Raw genomic sequence first — 16,219 nt, 5'->3', positions numbered from 1 at the left:
GGCGTCAAGCGAAATAACTTGTCCATCGTTGATCTACAAGCTTAACAATATCCTCACGCGGTAACACCTCATCCGGATACCCCGGCTTCATACGCGCATCCACTACAATCGGCAGCTTATAGTTCAGATGATGCAAACGCACTTCGCTGTCTGCGTACATATCTGTAGCCGGGTTAAAGCGTGTGAATACCGTCCACAGGAACGAGGCTTGAGAGCGAACGACTTCTTTGGCATCGTCTACAATGAAGACGAGCGGCCACTCTTGCTCACCCGCTGCTAATCGCTCCAAAACACGTGCCGCCAGCTCAGGCTCCTGCTCAAAGGACGCACCCGATACGACAAGGCAACCTCCGCAATAGGGCTCAATTTCACGAATTCCCGGCAGATCGCCACCCTCATAAGCACGAGGCAATTCACGTACAGGCTCACCTATCCCCATCAGGATGGCCTTACTGCCATGATTCAGCTTGCGGCCTGTGTAATCGAGTGTATCGTGTGACGTGTGATTGAATATAAATAAATCCCTTGCTGGATTAAATCGCTCCAGAATGGTTTCCAGCAGCAGGTTAAAGTCCGATAAATCAATTACCCGATCCGTCAGCATCAGGAATTTAGTCAACGACAATTGACCTTGACCCAAAATAGTAAAACCGGATACAAGCGCTTCACGGGAGTAGCTTTCACGTACCACTGCCGCTGCTAGCGCATGTACACCCGTTTCCGCATACGCCCACAGGGACTTGACGGAAGGCATCACAAGCGGATAGGCAGGCGACAGCAAACGTTGCAAAAACTCACCGAGATAGTAGTCTTCTTGCCGAGGCTTACCTACAATGGTTGCCGGATAAATGGCATCCTTGCGGTGATGCATATGTTTGACATGAAATACAGGGAAATCATGCTGTAATGAATAATAGCCAAAATGATCACCAAACGGGCCTTCCGGACGGCGTTCATGAGGCGGTACATAACCGCTGATTGCAAATTCTGCTTCTGCTGGAATCCGGTGACCCCCAAGCGGGTCTTCTGTCATGGGCAGCTTGCCTCCCATAATAAGCGAAGCCAGCAACAGCTCAGGCAAGTTTTCCGGTGCTGGCGCAATGGCAGACGCAATCAGGGCAGGCGGGCCACCGATAATAATCGTCGTAGGCAATGGCTCATTACGCAGCTCCGCTTCATGATAATGGAAACCGCCGCCTTTATGAATTTGCCAGTGAATGCCCGTCGTCTGATCATCATAAATCTGAATGCGGTACATCCCCAAATTATGATCCTTGGGCTGACCTGGCTTCTCAGTATACACGAGTGGAAGCGTAATAAACGGCCCTCCATCCTCATGCCAACTGGTCACTTTAGGCAGTGGTGCCAGCGGAGCCTCTGTACGGCGAACTCCCAATACAGGGGCCTCGCTATGAGATACTGTTTTTAGCCCTACTTTTAGCATGTCCTTAATCAGGCCACGTTCATTCCACAATGCTTTAGGTGTAGGTGGAAACAATGTTTTGGTCGCTCCTACAATCGCATCCACCAGCTGCTCTGGGCGCGGACCAAAAGCCATGTCCACACGGCGATTTGTGCCAAACAGATTACTGGCTACAGGAAACGGGGTTCCTTTTACATTCGTGAACAGAAGTGCCGGCCCTTCTTCCTCAATGACTCTTCGATGAATCTCAGCCAGCTCCAGGTAAGGATCGACAGGTGCCTCTATAATTTTAAGATGATTTTCTTTACGCAGCGCTTCAATAAATTGGCGCAAATTCTGGTAGATCAACTGGACGACTCCTCCTAAGCAAATCAAGCCCTCGAGAAACTCGCGGGCCTGGTTTGTTTCTTATATGCTATTATACGTGTTAAAACGCCTCTTGGGCAAAAATCCGCTTGACTATGATCTATGGAACGCTTAGGTACGTTGTGCTTGGGTCGGAACAAGCTTGCGGTCCGGTGACAATTGCCATACACGATAGCTCAGATAAGCCAAGATGGAGAACAACGATGCAATCACCAGCATATGTCCCAGCACGATAAACATGTAGATTTCAGGTTTGTTGACGTACAACAAGATAATTCCAATCACCACTTGAAGCAAGATTAACAAGACCGATACGGCACCCAATATACGGATATCCCGGTGATTCGGGTGATAACGGTATGAGTAGTGACCCACAGCCAAGATAATGACGAACAGCAGACCAGCTGAAATCTGATGAAGCAGCAGTGGAGATATGAAGCCCCCAATATTTACAACCTTCTGGATGACCGAGTGACTAAGCAACGCCCCTGAATAGACAGCAATATAGGTATAGATCGTCGATAACCATATAAAGTTACGAAAGCCCCGACTGACAGGCCCAGGAATCAGACGCGGGGTGTGGCGTGAATCTGCATGCTCCTGCCAGGCCCCCAACGTCATCATAGTCGCACTGGCAAAGGCGATAAGCGCAAAGCCAAAATGCAGTCCCATGACTGCAGCCGATTGGGAAAAGACGACAGCCAACGCCCCCATTGCACCTTGTATGATGACAAACATGAGCGTGAGCAGCGAGAATAGCTGCAAATCCTTCCGATGCTTCATAAACAGCAAAAAGCCAACAAATGAGGCGATAGAAAGAATCCCGGCCATGGCACTGACGGAGCGATGAGAGAACTCAATAAGGGATGCAATCGTATGTGCCGGAACCAGCTTGCCATTGCACAGCGGGAATTCCCGGCCACAGCCGAGACCCGAATCCGTCCGCGTCACGACACCTCCACCGAAGGTAGCCAAAAACATGACAATACATGTTACGAGTGCCAGCCATTTTAATATTCTGATTTTGTTATTCAAAGAATTCACCCGTATCCTTCCAAATATAATATTTATTCACTTTATATGTTGTGAAATGATCACTTAAAGTAATTATAACTGATATATCGTTCCTTGACATACGAGCTTTGTTGACAAAATGTGAACGTGTCCGTGAGAAAGCCGCCCCCTGAGAAGGAAGCGGCTTTCTGAATGTCTTGATGTTATTTTGCCAAGCTCGCGTGGACTTCAACAGCCCGATCCAAAAATTGCTCAATCTCCTCGCGGGATTTGCGCAGTCTGTTCACCAGACGTACCAGTTCTCGCCCTTCACTGTAAGCGATAAAGCTAGGAATCCCCAATACATTTTGCTCTTGACTGACGCTTTCGGCCTGTTCTACATCAATCTCAATTAATGTAAGCTTATCTGCATATTGATGTTCCACATCAGGCATGAACGGATCGATGAAATGACAATCCTTACACCAGTCCGCCTTAAACACAGCCACCGTTACGCCCGGAGTAGATATTGCCTTATTAAAGTCTTCATGAGAGACGATTTTTTGCATGGATGATTCCTCCTTAAATTCTTTTTGTGCTGAAAAGATTGCACTTTCTATTGTAACGCCAAGTGAAGCTTTTGCACACTCCCCCATTCTGCTCACATGCCGATTGGGAGCCCTCTCATTGAGGCATACTAAAGATATACTTAAGAATCCACATAAGCGACGACATCCTAACAGCATACCCAACATACTTGGCAGGATACGGGGATGCTTGCAGTTGGAAAGGAGGTTATTTATTCATGTCACTTACCGAATGGCTCCATTCAGCATCTCGACAGCTTCAAGGAGGACTAAAGTTACTGGGTTCCGTTCCCCGTGTTGCTGAGGAAGCTTGGGAGGGCAAACGGGCGGCTTGGACCGAATCCCGCAAATTACGCTCCCCCTTGCGTGAACTAGCGTGGGATTATCATACGGCACAGGCCGCTATGAATGAAGCTGAAGCGATAATGCTGGTGAACGGACCCGCTACGCGTCCCTCTTCTCTGAATATGCCCTTATGCGAAACAGACTGTGAGCTACTGGAACGGATCAAGAACGATACAGCACAGGAGAATCGCAGCAACGTTACCCGCACTGCCGCTTACCTTGAATGCTATCGTGGCTACCCGGAGTTACATTGGGCATTACTGGCCCACCTGGTTTCTCGTAATGGCGGCTATAATATGACCGATCTGAAAGGGGGACTGATTGGCAACCTGTTCGGTGAACAGGAAAAGGAATGGCTGTATCGGCTACTGGAGCGCTGTAACGCCCTTATTTTTCAAGACGCTTATCCGCAGTTGCAACTTTACATGCACAGCCGTCATTTAGGTCGAAGTTGCTTTCATTTGTTGCCTTATTTTCACGTTTCGCCATTCATGAAGCCCTTTTGGGAACGTTTCTGGGCTTGGCGGGATAGCTCTCTGTTGACTGTGGCGCTCATCATTAATGAACAAAACTATATTGAAGGACGTGTGGTAAAAGATCCGTATTTTCAAAAATTTGTGACACACAAGCCGGGGTTTTATTTGCATGACTGGCTCCAGCTAAATCAGGTTATATTTCCACTTGGACTGAACGGTGGACTTGCTGGACTAGTAATGGAGCGTTTCGGCCATTTGGACGAGCGGATCGGCTTTGGCAAAAGTCTCTATGCTATGCTCTTTGGCCATCAGCAGGTGCTGGACCAGGTATCCGCATTCGCTAACAGTGTGCCGCATACAGGTTCACGCAGCGACTATTGGCCCGGATTGTTCACACCGAATGAACAAAAAGCGCTGCACTCTCTAGATGAAAGTGCAACGCTTTTAGCACATGAATGGCTACCGCCAGGACAACGTCTGTACAGTCCGGAGCTGAACGCCGTCTGGTCCGATACAGCTTATGATCCAATCCCCCGGTATGACTGGTTTCAGGACGGCTCCACACTTGGACATCTCAGCGAACCAAGGCGACCGCTGTTATTTGCCATGCGCCATGAGCATCGTCATGGCATTCAAAAAACAGCAATGGCCCACGTTGCCCATAACAGCTTGCAACCTTTCCACTGAAAGACTGGGGGACTCTTTTAGCCTCGTTGTCCTGTGGACTCACGCTGTAGACGCATTAACGGACGCAGTACCTTTTGCAACATACGCGGATAGTTGCCCAGCTCGTCCCTGCGCAATACGCGCAGTACAACCAGCAACAACAAGTAGCATACCAGTACAGCTGCCCCGGCAATGCAGCACGCGATCAAGAAGGCCACACGCGCAGGCATCAGATGCACCAGCAGAATACAGGCTTCATTTACACCGTATCCGATAGCTCCCGAGACGACGACTGCGGTTAAGAACCCTGCCCAGCGACGGCCCATGATGGAAAAGGAGACAATCCCTTTAAGCACACGCAAATTCAGCAACGTGATCACGAGGAAACATAATCCGGTTGCAGCAATGATCCCATAAATTCCAAGCCAACCAGCCAGCAGCCAGCTCGCTGCAAACTTGACGACGATACCGACCATGACGTTAACCATTGAAATACGCGGCTTGCCCATACCGATCAGTATCGAATTAGAAGTCATCATCGTAATCTGGAATATCGTTCCGAGTGTCAGAACAGCGATGATACCACTGCCTCCAAGCGAGCTAAACAGTAAACCATTAATAGAATAGGCGGTTACACATAAAGCCAGCACAATCGGCATCCCAGTCAAAATAGAGATACGCAAAGCCAGCGTCATCTGATTTTGTAAATGCTGCTCATCCTTACGGGCAAATGCCGCTGAAATGATCGGAATAAGCGATTGGCTGAGCGCAATGGCCAAAATCGGCGGAATTCCCGCCACACTCTGTGCCCGAGAGCCTAGATAACCCAACTGAGTAGTCGCCTGATCCAATCCCACTTGACCAGACAATAGTCTCACCACAATAGACGTATCAATAAAGTTGACCGCCGGAACCGTCAGAGACGACAATACAATGGGAATGGAAAGCTTGAAAATATCTTTGTAAATGCGCATCATCGGTAGCGCGGAGCTTTCCTCTTGGAATTGATCTTGACGATCCTGTCGATCCTGGCGACGCAATTTCACCGTGTAGTACAACATAACCGCTAGAGCGCCAAGACTTCCCATGACACCTCCAAAGGAAGCCCCAGCCGCAACCTCGCGATCTCCATAACCTAGCTTCAAAATAATAAAAGCGAGTACAATAGCGGTCGCTACCCGTGCAACCTGCTCCACAATTTGTGAAATACCGCCTGCGGTCATATTACCGCGCCCTTGGAAGTATCCACGCATCATGGCAATGGCAGGGAACAGCAGTAATGCTGGTGCCAAAGCCTGAATGGCCAAAGCGGATTGCGGAACCCCTGCTACATGCTCGGCAAAGTAAGGCGCTCCAAAATACAGCAGCGCTGTAATAATAATGCCTGCCGCGGCCGCGAATATCAAAGCCGCACGATACACACGTCGCGCTTCCGAAGGCCGATCCAGTGCATAACGTTCTGAAACCATTTTGCTCAACGTGCTTGGAATTCCGGCCGTAGCGACCGTGAGCAGCATCAAATAAGCGTTGTTCGCAATGGTAAACGAGGCGTTCCCGACGGAACCGAGCAGATGCTCCAATGGAACACGCTGTACCAGACCAAGCACTCTGGCCACCAAGGCGGCAGCGGCTAAAATAAGCGTACCTTTAAGGAATGTTTCTTTATTGGACAAAATGCGTTCCCTTCTTTCTTGCTGTTCACACGCATGCAAAAGCCCCGCACAAACAGTCATGGCCTGAGCCATCACCGGTGCGGAGCCGCATGTCGATTCTGTCTCTGCAAATCATAATAAACCAAAACGAATCTCGGGTCATAACACCCAAATTAAGAATACAATAATCATGGCAAGCTGCAAAATCACTTTCATCACGGTGCTGGTAAAAAGGCCTAATACAGAGCCAAAGCCCACTTTTATAGCTCGATCCAGTGGGGCTTTGCTTATCAGCTCACCTAGCACAGCACCAATAAATGGTCCCAAAATCAGGCCAAATGCCGGAATAACGAAGGGGCCGATAATAATCCCGATGGTACTCAGTATCGCCGACAGACGCGAGCCGCCAAATCGCTTGACACCCCACGCATTCACAGCATAATCCGCAACAAAAAGGGCAACGACGATTAGTGTTTGTATAATCCAAAACAATGCATTGTATGGAGCAAACGAGAAAAACCAGCCGTATACAAAAAATGCAAAATAGATGGCGAGCGCCCCCGGCAATACGGGATATACCGCCCCGGCCATGCCCACAATGAACAGCACAATAACAACAATCCAGCCTACAACGTCCATGGGCCTCCTCCTTCTCGTCCATTCATCCGGCCTGCTGCATTATTCATTTTATTACACAAGCACATAATCACGGATCACTTCTACAATGCCGTCGTCATTATTCGAAGCCACGACCAAATCAGCGGCTTCTTTAACCGTATCCTGAGCATTCCCCATTGCTACGCCCAGTCCAACCGCTTGAATCACAGCCAGGTCATTCAGACTGTCGCCAACGGCAACCACCTGCTCCAGAGTAATGCCAAGCAGATCGCACACTTCAGCGATTCCACTGGCTTTGGATATACCAGCTGGGTTAATTTCCAGATTTGTCATCGAAGAATTGGAAATTTCAAGTCCACCCATATCCTGAAGCTTAAGTAAAATTTGGTGGCGAATTTCGTCATTTTCCGTATTATAACCGAATTTGAGCCACTCCTGTGTGTCCAATGTATCCGGCCAACGATCCCTATTATATAATTCCTCCGTTGAGTAAGCCCAGAACCAAGAGCCTGTTTCTACAGCAATTTGGTGCATCTTACGAACGAGCTCCTTATCAAGTAAATAACGGCGCCACAACTCGTGGGGTGATTTCCACACCTCACTGCCGTTTACGGTTACCATTGGCGTCTCCAGGCCGAGTTGCTGACCGTAAGGCAGAGCATGCATCGCTGCACGTCCGGTGGACAAGCATACATGAATCCCTTCCTGAATCGCCTTGTTAATCCAGTTAATCGTTTCCAAGGAAATTTCATGATTATCATTCAGTAAAGTTCCATCCATGTCGAGCGCAAGCAGTTTGTATTTATATTGGTTTTCTCCCATAGTCTCTCTTCCTCCTGTATGTCCCTTATGTCCAACGACATTTTACCATGAAAAAGAGAAGCCCACAAAAGTATTCAAGTCCTCACTTTGCTGCCAGAGGCTTTTTAGGAGTACCATCTAGCCCATATACTTCGTCATACGCATCAAATATTTTACGCGCAACCGGTCCTGCGCTCGTCGCACCAAAGCCCCCTTCAGGAATGATGACCGCTACTGCCAGCTTCGGATTTTGACGCGGAGCAAAAGCGATGAACACCCCGTTATCTTTAACCGTACGTCCCACCAGCTGCTGGGAAGTCCCCGTTTTGCGGGCATAATCATAAGGAAATCCATTAAAGGCTTTAACATCCGTGGCCATACCTCGAATCACTGTATTCCAGTACGTATCTGAAAAAGCGACCTCATTCAGCACCTTCGGCTTAAATTCACGTACAAGATTCCCCTGATCATCTACAATTTTGCTGACCAAATGAGGTTGCATACGCTTGCCCTTTGTTGCCAACACAGTCGTATACTGGGCCAGCTGCATCGCCGTATACTTTCCCTGCTGACCAAAGGATGCCTGCACCAATCGTGTCAGCGCACTTTCATGCTTGCTCGTATACTCAAGTCTACCTGCCCACTCGCCCGGCAGATCTACTTCTGTCGGAACGCCTAATCCAAATTCCTTCATATACTTGTCCCATACGTCAATTCCCTGATGTACCCCTGCATTACTTCCGTATTTGCCATACAGCGGCTTGCCGATCATATCCACCATAAACGTATTCGACGAGACCTCAATTGCCCTGCTAGGTGTCAAAGAACCATACACATGTCCGCTAGAATTCCCAACCCGGCTGGAGCGATTTTTGCCGTAGTACGCACTTCCCGTATCCAGATAAGTTTGTCCGGGAGAAAACAGGTTTTCCTTCAACCCGATCAGCACGGATAGCGGTTTAATGGTTGAACCCAGAAGCACCGAGGATTCTGGATGTGGACCCGCTTTTCCGCTAGGCACGGATTTAATGGTTCCATTTCCCATTTTATGCTGAATTTCGTCATATACCGAAGGCGAGGTACTTCCACTTTTCCATACATTAGAGTCATAATCCGGCATACTGGCCATTGCCACGATATTTCCGGTCTCTACCTCCATCGCTACAGCGAAGCCAGTGGTAGCGTCTTGATGAAGCTTCCCCGATACGGCATGAGTATGAAGCCAGCGAAGCTGATCCATAATGGCCTGTTCGGTTTTCTGCTGAATTTCCTTGTTAATGGTGGAATATAAATGATGTCCTTTTTCAGGAGGAGTAATGGATTCAATGCCCTCCGGCATGCTGCGCGGATTGACTTCTACCGTTTTATATCCGTTTTTTCCTCTCAGCTCATCCTGGTACTGAAGCTCCAAGCCATCATATCCGACCGTTTCACTTTCCGAATACACCTGTGTCGGTCTTAGAACCTCCGAATTAGCTTCATAGAGCTCTTTATATTTGGGCCGGTTCGTTCGAGCTCCTTTGAACTTGTACATATATCCAATCATTTGTACCGCCACCCGATCCGGGTCATAATGGCGTATACTTTCTTCTACAACCTCTACACCAGGGAACTCTGTCCGATGTTCCAGAAAATAAGCGATTTCCTCCCGACTCAGGTCGGATTTGACCAAACGTGGGGTAAATCCCCTATATTGATTATAGTCCGGGTCCAGTCGCTTTTTTATTTCCTCTGCATTAAGCTGCTCTCCTTCGTTACGACCCAGTTCGTTTAATTTGGCAGCAAGCTTGGCAGCAAAAGCATTGAGCTCAGGGAGCAGCTTTTCCCCCGGCTTGCGATCTTTCTCCGTACGCTTGCTATAATCCTTAGATAAAGTTACATACAGGGACTGTACTGGAGTCGAATATGCCAGCTTAACCGTACCTGTAGAATCATAAATCGTGCCGCGACTCGGGGCTAACGGGACATTTTTCGTATTTACGGATTGCTGCTGGCCCTTCAGCTCCTCCGATTGTACAAACTGCAATACAGCTAGTCTGGTAATGATCAGGGCAAACAGCACAAAAGCACTAAAAAACAGTAGGTTGGTTCGTAAAACCGTCCGTTTTTTTCGTGACTCTTCATTCTCTTCAACATTTTTCTTTTTAAATGAAAACTTTTTATCCAAACTTCCTCTGTCCATATTAGCTGGTCATTACTCCTTCCGATTAGGGTTTCATATTCCTGATCCTACCATATCTAAAACAATAAACGATGAATTCTAAGATGACAATTTTGTAAGAAAACGTAGAAAAAACATAAAAAAGCTTCCCTCAGCCCTAAGGCTAAGAGAAGCTTTCATGAAATGATATCGTATAAAATGATTATGGCTGTTTGATTGCGTTAGGATCGGTTGCTGTGGCATCCTTTTTCTTAGGTACCCCGTCCAATCCATAAACTTCGTCGTAGGCATCAAAGATTTTACGTGCCACAGGTCCAGCACTCCAGGCCCCGAAGCCTCCTTCAGGAATGACAACGGCTACGGCCAGCTTGGGATTCTGACGTGGGGCAAAGGCAATAAATACCCCGTTATCTTTTAGTTCTCTGCCCACACTTTGCTGTGATGTCCCCGTTTTGCGAGCAAAGTCATAAGGGAAACCTTTAAATGCGCTGACATCTGTTGCCATCCCTCGTATGACTTCATTCCAGTATGCATCCGGAAATTTCACTTCATTCAGCACCTTCGGCTTAATTGTTTGAACTACATTGCCGTTGGTATCTTTAATTTGACTGACCAAATGCGGCTCCATACGTTTACCCTTGGTAGCAATCATCGTTGTGTATTGGGCAAGTTGCATAGGTGTATATTTACCTTGTTGACCAAAGGATGCATATGCCAATTTAGAAAGTGCTGACTCTGATTTACTCGTGTACTCCCGCCAACCCCGGAACTCACCGGGCAAGTCTACTCCAGTAGAAACACCTAATCCAAACTCCTTCATATAACGATCCCATACGTTAACGCCCTGGTCTTCTGCGGTATTGTTGATGTATTTGTTATATAAGCGTTTGCCAACCATATCGACCATAAAGGCATTGGAGGAATGGCGAATAGCGGTTGCCGGGTCCATTGAACCGTACACATGACCAGATGAGTTGCGCACCCGTGAGGAGTTGTTACGTCCGAAATAAGCCGCTCCTGTATCTTGATAGTACGTATTTGTTGTAAATAGTCCTTCTTCCAATCCAATAAGAACGGACAGCGGTTTAATAGTTGATCCAAGAAGTACAGTAGAATCAGGGTGCTGTCCAGATTGGCCAGAGCCAACGTTCTTAATTGTGGCGTTTTGATACACATGTTCAATCTCTTTATATTTATCTGTCGAAATTGTACCCGTTTGCCAGTAATTCGCATCATAATCCGGCATGCTCGCCATGGCTACCACATTACCAGTATCCACTTCCATAGCCACAGCGAAGCCTGTTTTGGCATAAGGATGAGTCTTTCCAGAAACCGCGTGTGTATGGAGCCATCTCAATTGATCCATAATGGCATTTTCAGTCTTAACCTGAATTTCTTTGTTAATCGTGGAATAGACATTATCTCCTTTTTGCGGAGGAGTAACGGAATCTACACCTTCCGGCATATTGCGCGGATCTATCGGAACGGTTTTATAACCATTTTTCCCTCGCAACTGTTCCTGATATTGAAATTCAAGTCCATCAAAGCCTACAGACTCGTTATCCATATAGATGAGACCCGGATCATTTTCAGCTGACATGGATTTTTGAATATTCTTATATTTATCCAACGTTTCACGCGCACTTTTATAGCTTTTAATGTAGCCAACCGTTTGGACAGCTACCGTATCGGGATCATAATGACGTACCGTTTCCTCTACGACATCTACCCCGGGGAACTCGCTCTTATGCTGCATAAAATAGGCAACTTCATCTTTATTAAGATTCGTTTTAATCAGACGCGGCGTAAAACCGCTAAATCTCTGATAGTTTCGGTCCATAGCGTCCATAATTTGCTCTGCCGTCATTTTCGGTTCATCTTTATTACCATATTGAGCAAACCGATTTGCCAGCTTTTGTGTCATATTTTCCAGCTCAGGCAACAGCTTTTTATCAGGATTACGTAACTTTTCCATACTGTCACTATAGTTCTTGGAGAGCGTGATATACAGCGATTGTACAGGTGTAGAGTACGCCAGTCTGTTTTGCCCGGTGGAATCATAAATCGTTCCGCGAATCGGCGTAAGCGGTACATTTTTAGTAACATTACTGGCCTCCTGCTGCTTAAGCTGAGGTCCATCTACAAATTGAAGTATCGCCAGTCTTACAATAATGACCGTAAATATAATGAACGAGCTGAAAAAGAACAGATTGATCCGAAAGCTGAATCTTTTTCGATCAGACGTCTCGTTGTCTTTTCCCTGCTCGTTGTCTATCTTTCTCATGTGCCCTTTTCCACTCCTTATTAAATCACTTTATCCTTGATATGTGTTTGGGCAAAACCAGGCGGATTAAACCAGTCCCCACTTTGCGCCCAGGTCGGGTCTAACGGTACCCACTGATCCTGCGCGCTCAAATACACTTCATTCCATGCATGGGAACCATATCCTCCCTGTCCGTTATATCCAAGCCCTGTCACCACCTTGACCTGTAGTCCCTGCGACCGAGCCATCATCGCATACAGGCGGGCATAATCAATGCAGACTCCTTTACGTGTATCAAACGTATCTCTGGGGGTCTGTTCATGCCAGTCACCACGCTGCTCATAGGCTTCTACCTTACCGAAATCATAGCTAATACGGGTACCTACCCATTCATACAACGCTCTGGCCTTTTGCTCATCACCGCTCATCCCCTGTGTAATCTTGGCCGCAGCCTGACCGATATCGTTCGGAATTTCCCGGTCAATCATTTCGTATTTTCGCTGCAGGATACCATTTAATTCCTTGGTAACGGCCTGCGTAAATACGGGCAATTTATCCTTAATCAGTGTACCGGATAACGGCTCAATGACCGATTGCGCTCCCTGCTTATAAATCGGTGAAGCTTGGACGTAGCTGCTAAACCCGCTGTCTGGATACAGACTTACGCCGATGAATAGCAGGGCTATAACCATGATAGCGCGTGCTCCACCGATAAGAGTACCTATTCCAGCCCCTGCCATCCTGCTGAGAAAGCCTGATTTTTTTTCATGCTCACGGAGATGAGAATCTGACTTGCCACCTACCATCAACACATAAATTGCACGTAGTACAAATTGGGCGATCGCATAACTGAGCATGAACAATACGGCGAACCGCAGCAGCGGAAAACCTTCTAACCCCGCCACCAACGTATAATAAAATTGCTCAATCCCGCTTAGTTCTCGCTGAGGCAAATGTTCCATGTAAGCCGCCAGCCATTGTTGTACCTTCGGTGAAAGCCACATGGCTAATCCGAGCGAGCACAAAATACCCGCCACAGTCAGTATGCCATCCACAATGAGACTGAACAGCGCCCCTACAGATCTGGAAGCTCCTCGTCTCCAGCCCTGAATCAACGACAGCAGTACAATGACAATCAAAAACACCGTCACGCCATTCCAATGAAGAATAGGCTCCAGCCAGGATGGTTTCATTGTGTTCCTCCTGTCTCTACGGCGACTGTGGCGACTGTGTTACAGCCGAGCCTTTCGCACCTTCGATATATTTCTTGACGGTATCGCCCATACTCCACTCGCCCAGCGACATCCCCTGAAACCATACCTTGACCTTGTCACCATCAAATGGACCTTTCACTTCCAGGTTGGAGCTGGTTACCGAAAACGTACCATCCGCGTTGGATGTGTATTGGGCATCCCGTCCCTCTTTGATCATCATGTTCAAAGCCTCGCTCTGAACCTTGTTAATCGCATCATCCTTTGCCTGAGTAACGACCTTGCCGACCTGTTCAAAGGAAATGCCACTGTAGATAAGCAAGCCTGCAATTACGACAATAACAATCAGCCATTTTATGAGAGTTCTTACAACCTTCAATATGACTAACAATAGGACAAGCCCAATTAATATATACAGCCAGTTATCCTGAACGATCTGCCAATTATGTTCCAAAAACTCTGTCCAGACGCCCTTATCCATTTCGCTACACTCCCGTTTTCAACTACATCATTTAAATCACAAAATTGTCTCTGTAATTATACATGATTACGTGATGCCCTGTCAGCTTAGCTCTTTTACATACCTTGTTATTCAATTCTTGTCCATACAAAGTGGTCTATGTTCGTCCACTCCAGCGTACAACTTAGGAAGGGCCAATACGTGGTACAACATGAAAGTTTACATTAGGGAAGGGGGTCATCCCATGAAAACAGCCCTCTGGCTGTATCTCTTTTTATTCATTGCTTTTTTCGATCTGCATGCACAATATCCTATTTTGACACCATTCGCTATCTCCCTGGGTGCAGCACCTACTTTTATTGGCTGGATGATGGGGATTTACTCTCTAACTCACCTGCCTGGTAATTTGATGGCCGGCCCCAAGGTCGACAAACACGGCAGCCGCCGATATATTATGTTCAGCCTAACAGCCGCAGGCATCATTCTTATCATTCAATCGTACATCCACACACCGTGGGAATTACTTTTTCTTCGGGCGATTAGCGGTTTTGTGTTGGCCTTTTTATCTCCAGCCTGTCTGGCCATGTTGGCACAGCTATCCGATCATCCAGTTACGCAGGGCAAATATATGTCGGGACATGGTGTCGTTCACACATTGGCCTCTGTCCTGTCTCCAGCCGCCGGCGCATTTATCGTAGCCAGTTTCGGCTTTAGTGAGACGTTTAGTTCCCTTGGCATCATTCTCGTAGTCACGGGACTTATGGCTTATTTCACCTTGCCCAAAAGAGCTCCCGCTCCACAGGCCCAATTATCAGATGGTCATGCGACACCCGCTCCACTATCCGGGGCACAGAAGACGCGTTTACCATTCAATTGGCGTTACCTGCTCCTGCCTTTTGTTTTGGCGTGTGCACAAGGCATTTTATTTTACGAAATTCCATTACGGAATAACGGTTCTGCGTCCATGATGTCCACCGGATTGCTCTTTTCCATCATCAGTTTGGGAGCACTTTGTACGCTCAGCCTGCTGTTTCTGAACAAATATTCACCCATGGCGCGACTACTTTGTGGCATTATTTTGATGTCTCTAAGTTTTTACGCACTCGCCACCACGCCCGAAGCGGCGATTGGCATCATACTTTTTATTTTGGGAACAGCCAAAGGCATCATTTTTCCAGCGCTGGCCTCTCTTTTCATACGAATTGGAGGTGCGCGACTGGGCAAAACCTTTGCACTACAGTCTATTGCAACATCTATCGGCTCCTTTGCCGGACCTGTACTGGCAGGTCAGCTACCCGATCACATTTCTCCTTTTTTTATCGCATTTCTGATTCTGATGGCTGGCCTGCTATTCGTTCCCGTTAAGCGCTTATCTCCGACGCCGCCACTGTCTGCCTCAGGACCTTATCATTCCTAGCTAGTCTGAGGCAGTGGTTTGCTAATATGCTACCTTTAAAGCCCAAAATGCCGTTCAAGAGGGCAAATGCACAGTACACCATTCCCCTATCCACATAGACTATTTTGACTGAACATTCACTAACAAAGGGAGGTGCAGCCTGTGAGCCACTGTCATCCTGTAAACCCTTGCCCTGTTTTTGGAACTTCAACTGGCACCATTCTTGTTCTTTATATTTTACTCGTCATCATTCTCCGTACTTGCTGGATTTAATGTCCGAATTGCCCTAACATGTTGCCCCTTGTGCCCATGCCTGCCACTTCTGGCAGGCTGTTTTGTTATTTTTTGCATGAGAACCCTATTTGGAGCTACACTATACACATATTCTTCATTTCCCGGGGAATTTCGAGCATATGTATCAGACAAGGGGTGAGCTTACATGGCGATAACCGTGATCGTCGAAGGGAAAAATGACCGCAGCAAACTTCGCCGATTACTTGACCCGGAGGTCCACATTTTATGCACCTTCGGCACACTAAACTCTATAAAACTGGAATCCCTCCACAAGCGGGCCAAGCACGACGAAATATATTTATTTATGGACAATGACAGCTCAGGGAAAAAAATAAGGGGTGTACTTGCAGACTCTTTTCCGGATGCCTACCATATGTATACCCGCAAAGGATACGCTGGCGTAGAAGGCACTCCAGACGAATATGTGATCGCTCAATTGGAAAAAGCAGGGTTGGAAGAATACATTATATACCCGCCACCTGTTCTTTAGTCTTTAAAATAACAAAA

13 protein-coding genes are annotated in these 16,219 nt (G+C 47.3%); 3 read left to right on the top strand and 10 right to left on the bottom strand.

From position 1 onward, the window contains the following. Positions 1 to 4 precede the first annotated feature (4 nt). From MHB54_RS18385 to MHB54_RS18375, 3 genes are all read right to left on the bottom strand, one after another. Complete coding sequence (locus tag MHB54_RS18385) at positions 5 to 1,771, bottom strand: UbiD family decarboxylase (RefSeq protein WP_264454557.1); 1,767 nt, start codon at positions 1,769 to 1,771, stop codon at positions 5 to 7. A gap of 129 nt (positions 1,772 to 1,900) precedes the next feature. Further along, positions 1,901 to 2,833, bottom strand: a complete 933-nt coding sequence (locus MHB54_RS18380) for a COX15/CtaA family protein (protein ID WP_053326059.1) — start codon at positions 2,831 to 2,833, stop codon at positions 1,901 to 1,903. A 173-nt stretch (positions 2,834 to 3,006) separates the two neighbouring features. Further along, positions 3,007 to 3,351, bottom strand: a complete 345-nt coding sequence (locus tag MHB54_RS18375) for a thioredoxin family protein (RefSeq protein ID WP_023990187.1) — start codon at positions 3,349 to 3,351, stop codon at positions 3,007 to 3,009. 236 nt (positions 3,352 to 3,587) lie between these two features. Here MHB54_RS18375 and MHB54_RS18370 point away from each other — a divergent pair, with 236 nt between their 5' ends. Beyond that, positions 3,588 to 4,877, top strand: coding sequence for a DUF2515 family protein (locus MHB54_RS18370; RefSeq protein ID WP_023990188.1), 1,290 nt, complete (start codon positions 3,588 to 3,590; stop codon positions 4,875 to 4,877). 17 nt (positions 4,878 to 4,894) lie between these two features. Here MHB54_RS18370 and MHB54_RS18365 read toward each other — a convergent pair whose 3' ends face one another. The 7 genes from MHB54_RS18365 to MHB54_RS18335 form a co-directional block, all read right to left on the bottom strand. Beyond that, positions 4,895 to 6,529: a putative polysaccharide biosynthesis protein gene (locus tag MHB54_RS18365; RefSeq protein WP_023990189.1), complete on the bottom strand. Its 1,635-nt coding sequence runs from the start codon at positions 6,527 to 6,529 to the stop codon at positions 4,895 to 4,897. Positions 6,530 to 6,667: 138 nt separating this feature from the next. Further along, positions 6,668 to 7,147 (bottom strand): DUF456 domain-containing protein, encoded by a 480-nt coding sequence (locus MHB54_RS18360; protein ID WP_023990190.1) that lies wholly within the window; start codon positions 7,145 to 7,147, stop codon positions 6,668 to 6,670. A gap of 51 nt (positions 7,148 to 7,198) precedes the next feature. Further along, the gene (locus tag MHB54_RS18355; RefSeq protein WP_023990191.1) at positions 7,199 to 7,948 is read right to left on the bottom strand and encodes a Cof-type HAD-IIB family hydrolase; all 750 of its coding nucleotides are present in this window, start codon (positions 7,946 to 7,948) and stop codon (positions 7,199 to 7,201) included. Positions 7,949 to 8,030: 82 nt separating this feature from the next. Next, positions 8,031 to 10,109 (bottom strand): peptidoglycan D,D-transpeptidase FtsI family protein, encoded by a 2,079-nt coding sequence (locus MHB54_RS18350; protein WP_264454555.1) that lies wholly within the window; start codon positions 10,107 to 10,109, stop codon positions 8,031 to 8,033. A 181-nt stretch (positions 10,110 to 10,290) separates the two neighbouring features. Further along, a complete protein-coding gene (locus MHB54_RS18345; protein ID WP_264454554.1) occupies positions 10,291 to 12,372 on the bottom strand; it encodes a peptidoglycan D,D-transpeptidase FtsI family protein in 2,082 nt (693 codons plus the stop codon). Positions 12,373 to 12,392: 20 nt separating this feature from the next. After that, positions 12,393 to 13,544 carry a transglutaminase domain-containing protein gene (locus MHB54_RS18340; RefSeq protein ID WP_264454553.1) on the bottom strand — a complete coding sequence of 384 codons (1,152 nt, stop codon included), beginning with the start codon at positions 13,542 to 13,544 and terminating at the stop codon, positions 12,393 to 12,395. 16 nt (positions 13,545 to 13,560) lie between these two features. Continuing rightward, positions 13,561 to 14,043, bottom strand: coding sequence for a hypothetical protein (locus tag MHB54_RS18335; RefSeq protein ID WP_053326064.1), 483 nt, complete (start codon positions 14,041 to 14,043; stop codon positions 13,561 to 13,563). A 223-nt stretch (positions 14,044 to 14,266) separates the two neighbouring features. Between MHB54_RS18335 and MHB54_RS18330 the strand changes: the two genes are divergently transcribed. Continuing rightward, on the top strand, positions 14,267 to 15,439 hold the full coding sequence (locus MHB54_RS18330; protein WP_076264901.1) for an MFS transporter: 1,173 nt from the start codon (positions 14,267 to 14,269) through the stop codon (positions 15,437 to 15,439). 418 nt (positions 15,440 to 15,857) lie between these two features. Beyond that, positions 15,858 to 16,202, top strand: coding sequence for a toprim domain-containing protein (locus tag MHB54_RS18320; protein ID WP_029518206.1), 345 nt, complete (start codon positions 15,858 to 15,860; stop codon positions 16,200 to 16,202). Positions 16,203 to 16,219: the final 17 nt, after the last annotated feature.

The organism is Paenibacillus sp. FSL M7-0802, from assembly GCF_038004945.1.
In the GTDB taxonomy this organism is placed as follows: domain Bacteria; phylum Bacillota; class Bacilli; order Paenibacillales; family Paenibacillaceae; genus Paenibacillus; species Paenibacillus polymyxa_B.
The sequence above is the reverse complement of the archived record's forward strand: the minus strand, read 5'-3'. Positions and strand labels throughout refer to the sequence as shown.